This window comes from Cobetia sp., from assembly GCF_983723665.1.
The window spans coordinates 5461-13019 of record NZ_CFDJES010000086.1; the positions used below are offsets into that span (position 1 = coordinate 5461).

Here is a 7559-nt window from a genome sequence, read left to right on the forward strand (position 1 = left end):
TGAGCGCAGGGTGAGCGTTCATGCATGGCGCCTCGCAGGCGAGGCGCGCAGGGCATATCACTCGCTCAGCAGGCCAGCTTCCTTGTAGTACTGCTTGGCACCATCGTGCAGCGGCGCCGTCAGGGAAGCATTGACCATCTCTTCCTTCTTCAGGACCTGGAACGCCGGGTGCAGGCGCTGGAACTGATCGAAGTTGTCGAACACGGCCTTGACCACTTCGTAGGCGACGCGGTCTTCGACTTCGGCACTGGAGACGATGGTTGCGCGGACACCGAAGGTGGTCACGTCGTCATCGTTGCCGCGGTACATGCCACCCGGGATGGTCGCGACGGAGAAGTAAGGCTTCTCTTCGACCAGCTTGGTGACGGCGTCGCCGGTGACATTGACGATGTTGGCGTCACAGGTGGTGGTCGCTTCCTTGATGGAACCGGACGGGTGACCCACGACGTAGACGTAACCGTCGATCTTGTTGTCACACAGTGCGGAAGACATCTCGGAGGCCTTGAGCTCGGAGGCCACGGAATACACGCTGGTGTCCTTGTCCTGCGAGGACAGCAGAGTGTCGATGGTCGAGCGCTGACCGGAACCCGGGTTGCCGATGTTCATGCGCTTGCCTTCCAGCTGGTCGAACTCGGTCACGCCGCTGTCCTTGCGAGCGACGACGGTGAACGGTTCCGGGTGCAGGGAGAACAGTGAACGCAGGTCCTTGTTCGGGCCGAAGTCTTCGAAATCGCCCTTGCCTTCATAGGCATTGTAATGCGCGTCAGACTGGGCAACGCCCATGTCCAGCTCGCCGGTACGGATGCTGTTCAGGTTGTAGCCCGAACCGCCCGTGGACTCGACGCTGCAGCGAATGCCGTGTTCGGCCTTGCCACGGTTGACCAAGCGGCAGATTGCACCACCAGCCGGATAGTAAACGCCTGTTACACCGCCGGTGCCGATGGTTACGAAGGTCTGCTCGGCGGCGCTGGCGCCTCCGGAGATCCCCATCAGGCCAAGACCTGCGGTCGCGACCGCCGCTGTCAGCGACTTCTTGATCATGGTCATGTTGAAACTCCCTTTGCTGGCTTGTTATTGGTCTTGCCGTCGTGCACCTCGATACCGGCCAGGCCCTTGCTTGTAACGCGTGTAAAACAGGCCGATTTTCAGGCATATCCACTGCCACATGGCTGATATTTCAGTAATTTGAGGTGCATAACGCTGCACTGAGCCTAGCATAGCTGAAGTGCGCGAGTACCAGCTTGTCATGCTTTATGCTACGAAAGGTGTAGGTGTTGGCAGTGAACTGCGCAGACAGCGACTTGTCCCCCGCCACACGAGAATTGCCGCTTCCTCATTGCGTGCAACTTTCAGCGCGGATTCAGATAGTCGCTGCTGCTGACTGTGTAACCTGCACCGTTACTCAGTAACCATGACTCCCCTTTCGCAGTTGATTTACGCCTGGGAGCACGCAGAAGACGCATGCAAAAACGCCCCACGGCAAGGCCGTGGGGCGTTCTGTTTTCGACGTTCTGTTTCGACGTTCAGCCTTTCCGAAGCTCAGTCATTTCGACGAGCCGTCTATGCGACTGGCTTGTCAGGTGCGCGTGACACTGCGCATGGTGACGAACTCTTCCGCTGCCGTCGGGTGAATGCCCACGGTCAGGTCGAAGTCGGCCTTGGTCAGGCCGGCACGCACGGCGATGCCGATGCCCTGCATGATCTCACCGGCTTCATCACCGACCATGTGCACGCCGACGACCTTGTCGCTGGCGTCATCGACGATCAGCTTCATCAGGCTGCGCTCATCGCTGCCGGACAGGGTGTGCTTGAGCGGACGGAAGTCAGCGGTGTAGACGCGGATGCTGTCGAACTTCTCGCGCGCCGCTTCCTCGCTGAGGCCGACGGTACCGATGTTCGGATGACAGAATACCGCTGTCGCGATGCTGTCGTAGTCCAGGCCACCCACGACGCCGTCGCCGAAGTGCGCACGCACCAGGTGCATGGCTTCTTCAAGCGCCACCGGCGTCAGTTCCGGACCGCCGATGATGTCGCCCAGCGCGAGGATGGACGGGGTGGTGGTCTCGAAGCGCTCGTTGACGCGTACGGTGCCATCGACATTCAGCGCCACATCGACATTCTCCAGCCCCAGGCCTTCGATGTTCGGCTTGCGACCGGTGGCGGCGAGGATGCAATCCACTTCCAGCACCTGGCCATCGCTCAGACGCACGCTGTAGACGTCGCCCTGCTTGTCGATGGACTCGACCGTGGTGTTGAAGTGCAGGTTGACGCCCTTCTTGGCCATCTCGTCACGCGTGAACTCGCGCACTTCGTTGTCGAAGCCGCGCAGGAACAGGTCGCCGCGATAGCTCAGGTGCGTCTCGGCACCCAGACCATTGAAGATGCTGGCGAACTCGACGGCGATATAGCCGCCACCGATGACGAAGAAGCGCTTCGGGAAGCTTTCCAGATCGAAGATGCGGTTGGAATCCAGCGCATGTTCACGACCCGGGAAGTCCGGCAGGAACGGCCAGCCACCGGTGGCGACCAGAATCTTGGCTGCGGTGTGACGCTCGCCATTGACGACGACGGTGTTGGCATCGGCGATGCTGGCACGGCCTTCGATCAGCGTGGCACCGGAATTGTTGAGCAGATTGCGATAGATGCCGTTCAGACGAGAGATCTCGGCGGTCTTGCGATCGCGCAGGGTCGCCCAGTCAAAGCGCGGGGCGTCGCCCAGATCCCAACCGAAGCCGGCGCTGTCCTTGAAGGAGTCATGATAGTGGGCAGCGTAGGAGTAGAGCTTCTTGGGCACGCAACCGACATTGACACAGGTACCGCCGAGGTAGCGGTCTTCTGCCACGGCAACGCGGGCGCCGGTCGCAGCGGCGGTCCGGGCAGCGCGAACGCCGCCGGAGCCGGCACCAATGACGAACAGGTCGAAGTCAAACTGGCCTGTCGCAGGCTGATGGGTCTGATCGGTCACGGGAATCTCCTTGATGAATTGGCCACATGGTATCAGGACTCGCGCGGCCTCGGGAGTCCCGTGTCGCTGGGCACGGTTACCCGCGTATCGGCCTTCAGGTTGACCCTGTGGCCTCTGACACGGTAAATATGTCCAACAAGCATGTTAGACAAAAGTTACAACGTGCTGGCACAGGGGCTTGCACCGTCATTGGCGAAGCGCTCCGCGGGCGGGTAACATTGTTGCTCGTAACCTTAGCCCCCTGAGGTCTTGCCTGACGCTGCCGTGAATGCCTGCCTCATGGGTCTGAGCCAAGAGGCTCTGCGCCCGAGAGGCACCACGGCCAACGCCCCTGTGCGACAACCGTCCCCTGCCCCCGTCATTTGAAAAGTGGTCTCCCTGCCATGAGCAATATCGAAAAGCTGCTTGAGCAAAACAAGGTCTGGGCTGAATCCATGACCGAGCGCGACCCTGAGTTCTTCAAGCGCCTCTCGGACCAGCAGAATCCTGACTTTCTGTGGATCGGCTGCTCGGATTCCCGCGTACCGGCCAACCAGATCATCGACCTGCCGCCCGGCGAAGTCTTCGTGCATCGTAATGTCGCCAACCTGATCCACTACAACGACATGAACGCGCTGTCGGTGATCCAGTACGCCGTCGATGTCCTGAAGGTCGAACACATCATGATCGTCGGCCATTACGGTTGTGGTGGCGTACGTGCCTCGATCACCGGCGGTGACAATGGCATGGTCGACTACTGGCTGCACACCCTGCGTGAGCTCTACAACCTGCACTATGACGAGCTCAAGGACCTGCCACTGGATGAGCAGGTCAATCGCATGTGCGAACTCAATGTCCGCTCTCAGGTGCAGAACCTGGCCAGAACCAAGATCCTGCAGCGTGCCTGGGAGCGCGGTCAGAAGTTGGAAGTGCACGGCTGGGTCTACGGCCTGTCCGATGGTCGAGTGAACAACCTCGATTGCACCATCAGCAACCTGTCACAGGTGCCGCAGCTGTATCGAGTGGACCGCATCGAGCCTTTGCCGCAGCAGGACTGATCAGGCCGACCTGATCCAGCTGCCGGTGCTGCTGGATGCCGGTAGCAACATCAGTGCCCTCCAACGCGCCTCCCACTCGGGAGGCGCGTCGCGTTTCAGGCCTCCCTCTTATCAAGACCGATCCTCCAGCGCCTTTCTCCCTCTGTCAGTGCTTTCCAGCGTCGACTGCCTTGGCATCTATTGAATGGAATCAGGCCTGGCAGTCACCTGCGCCGAGAAGTCTTTCACGTGTTTTCAGCGAAGCGTTCGGGAATTTTACAGCGCAGTATCGACCCTGCAGGCCTTCGTGGAGGGCCTCTGAGGCGCAACTTTGGTCGCAGAACGCCATGCGCACCAATCAAGTGCAGAGACTGCACGCATTGGAGAATCACTGCCTATCCTGTCGGCTTTTCTGCCGCTGATGGTGTCTGTTTATCGCCAGGTGGCGTGAAGCCGGATTGGCGGTATTCAGCGTACGCAATGTCTCTCAACCAGGCGCTGTCGGCTGACGGAACTGATACACACAACCGCCACACCGCGTCCCAAAATCTTGCAAGAACTCGATTACTACATCTGTCTCAGGTGATTGATTCTATTGTGATTTTCTTGTCATGAAGGCTTGCTGCGTGAACGAGGCAGACCAGTGTCACGGTGGCTTGCCCAGCATATGGCAGGGCTGAATCGCTCCGTATTGCCCTGAGAGGAAGCACGCGCAGCTTGCGGCGTTATTAAGGTGACAAATGGCGACGCTGTGAGACATCCGGGGTGTCGCTTCGTCGATCTCGCGCCCTGCACCAGCCTGGATGAGGTTGCGTGGTCAGGAAAAGGCTATTCACCACCTGCATCCGGCTACTCAACATTTCGATTGTCCCGCGACCAAGTGACTCTCTACTGTTAGAACGATCCTGCGTGTCTGCCTCGACAGCCGCGCCGGATCGCCACAACAACAATCAAACTACACAAGCAAAGGGATGCTCATGACCCGTCAGAATGCCCTCCAGTCTTTCTTGCCCAAGAAGACCCTGTGTGCGCTGATCGGCAGCGCGACATTGGCCATGGCGGCTCCGGCAATGGCCGAAGACGTCACCCTGCGCATGGCCTACGACGCTGACCCCGTGACCCTCGATATCCACGAGCAGCTCTCCGGCGGCACCCTGCAGCTGTCGCACATGGTCTACGACCCGCTGATTCGCTGGAACAAGGACCTCGGCTTCGATGGCCGCCTGGCCAAGAGCTGGGAGCGTGTCGATGACAACACCATGCGCTTCCACCTGCGCGAAGGCGTCAAGTTCCACTCCGGCAATGACTTCTCCGCCAAGGATGTGGTCTGGACCATCGAGCGCCTCAAGAAGAGTGCCGACTTCAAGGCCATCTTTGCACCGTTCACCGACGTCAAGGCAGTTGATGACTACACCGTGGATCTGGTGACCGACAAGCCGTTCCCGCTGGTGCTGAATGCCGCCACCTATATCTTCCCGATGGACAGCGCGTTCTATTCCGGTGAGACCGAAGACGGCAAGGCCAAGGATGAGATCGCCAAGGCGGCCAACACCTTCGCCTCACGTAACGAGTCCGGCACCGGCCCCTACAAGGTCGCGGACCGTCAGCAGGGCGTGAAGATCAGTTTCGAGCGCTTCGAGGATTACTGGGATACCGAATCGCCGGGTAACGTCGATGACATCGTGCTGACACCGATCAAGGAAAACGCCACGCGTGTCGCGGCGCTGCTCTCCGGCGACATGGACTTCATCGCGCCGGTACCGCCGACCGACCTGGAACGCATTCGCAAGCAGGATGGCGTGCACCTGGTCGAGATGGGCGGCACCCGCATCATCACCTTCCAGATGAACCAGGAGCGTGTCGAAGCCTTCAAGGACAAGCGCGTCCGTCAGGCCGTCAACTACGCCATCAATCAGGAAGGCATCGCCCAGAAGCTGATGAAAGGCTTCGCGACCCCCGCCGCCCAGATGTCGCCGGATGGCTATCAGGGCCACAATCCTGAGCTTACGCCGCGCTATGACGTGGCCAAGGCCAAGGAGCTGATGAAGGAAGCCGGATACGAGGATGGCTTCGAGATCAGCATGATGGCGCCCAACAACCGCTATGTGAACGACGCCAAGATCGCCCAGGCCGTGGCCTCGATGCTGGCCAGGATCAACATCACGGTGGACCTGAAGACCCTGCCCAAGGCCCAGTACTGGCCGGAATATGATGCGCGCGCCGCCGACATGATGATGATCGGCTGGCACTCGGACACCGAAGACAGTGCCAACTTCTTCGAATTCCTGACCTTCTGCCCGGATGCCGACAGCGGTGTCGGTCAGTACAACTCCGGCAACTACTGCAATCCGGACGTCGACAAGATGGTCACCGAGGCCAACCTGGAGACCGACACCGAGAAGCGCGCCAAGATGCTGCAGGCCGCCGAGAAAGCCGTCTACGACGATGCCGGTTTCGTGCCGCTGCACTGGCAGAACCTGGCCTGGGGCGCGCGTGATGGCGTCAACATCGAGCCGGTGCTGAACGTGATGAACTTCCCGTACCTGGGGGATCTGGTTATCGACCAGGAGTGATCCCGCCGCGTGAGTGAGGGACAGGCACTGAACCGCCTTGCATCGTTCAGCGCCATGTTCCTGGCCACGCACCCCTCGCGACAGGCAAGTCAGGCAACCGGAGATAGCCTAAGCGAACTCTCTGGTTGCCCTGCTGACCTGAACGCGACGACTTACCCCCGCCTGTTCTTCCCCCTTGGTCATCGCCTCTCGGTGATGGGTTGGGGAGCCTGTGCCCGATGGCAGGCCAGCGACAGGCGGGATACCTGACACCCAGCGTGATCGGCCAGCATGGATAGGGCCGACACGCGCGAGACCGTGATGTTCACGAGGAAGGTGGCGATCCATGATTGCCTTTCTGATCAAACGCCTGATGCACGCCGTACTGGTCATGTTCGTGATCAGCATCATCAGCTTCGCCATCCAGGACAACCTGGGCGACCCGCTGCGCGAGATGACCGGCCAGGCCGTGTCGGAAGCCCAGCGTGAAGTCATGCGCGATGAAATGGGCCTCAACGACCCCTTCATCACCCAATATCTGCGTTTTGCCGGCAATGCCCTGCAGGGCGATCTCGGCAACTCGTACTTCTACAAGCAGCCAGCGACCGAGGTGATTCTCAAGCACCTGCCCGCCACGCTGGAACTGGTGATGGCCTCGAGCCTGATCATCATCCTGCTCTCGGCGCCCATCGGGGTGTTCGCGGCGATTCGCCCGCGCAACTGGCTGTCACGCCTGTTCATGGGTACCTCGATCATCGGTATCTCGGTGCCGGTCTTCCTGACCGCCATCGTGTTGATCCAGCTGTTCGCGATCGGCGTGACGGTGGACTGGTTCCCCAGCGACACCACCTGGGGCAGTGTCCTGAACGGCATGCTGTCCACCGATGGCGGCATGCCCTCCTACGGACGTGGTGAGCTGGTACACGTCGCGGGCACCTGGTCGAGCGGCTTCTTCACAGCCGACGGCCTCTGGCACCTGGTGCTGCCGGCCATCTCGCTGGCCTCGATCATGCTGCCGCTGTTCAT

At 60.3% G+C, this 7559-nt stretch carries 5 protein-coding genes; 3 read left to right on the plus strand and 2 right to left on the minus strand.

Annotated elements, in window-relative coordinates; translation table 11 throughout:
* Nucleotides 1-57: 57 nt before the first annotated feature.
* Complete coding sequence (locus AC4FAH_RS09820) at nucleotides 58-1041, minus strand: TAXI family TRAP transporter solute-binding subunit (protein WP_215824541.1); 984 nt, start codon at nucleotides 1039-1041, stop codon at nucleotides 58-60.
* Between the two features lie 535 nt (nucleotides 1042-1576).
* On the minus strand, nucleotides 1577-2965 hold the full coding sequence (gene gorA / locus AC4FAH_RS09825; RefSeq protein ID WP_043334248.1) for a glutathione-disulfide reductase: 1389 nt from the start codon (nucleotides 2963-2965) through the stop codon (nucleotides 1577-1579).
* Between the two features lie 383 nt (nucleotides 2966-3348).
* On the opposite strand from gorA, the gene can reads away from it, so the two are divergent.
* The 3 genes from can to AC4FAH_RS09840 form a co-directional block, all read left to right on the plus strand.
* Nucleotides 3349-4002, plus strand: a complete 654-nt coding sequence (can, locus tag AC4FAH_RS09830) for a carbonate dehydratase (protein WP_131432044.1) — start codon at nucleotides 3349-3351, stop codon at nucleotides 4000-4002.
* A gap of 956 nt (nucleotides 4003-4958) precedes the next feature.
* Complete coding sequence (locus AC4FAH_RS09835) at nucleotides 4959-6554, plus strand: ABC transporter substrate-binding protein (RefSeq protein ID WP_107334799.1); 1596 nt, start codon at nucleotides 4959-4961, stop codon at nucleotides 6552-6554.
* Between the two features lie 325 nt (nucleotides 6555-6879).
* The coding region (locus tag AC4FAH_RS09840; protein WP_490245961.1) for an ABC transporter permease at nucleotides 6880-7559 on the plus strand (680 nt) is incomplete at its 3' end.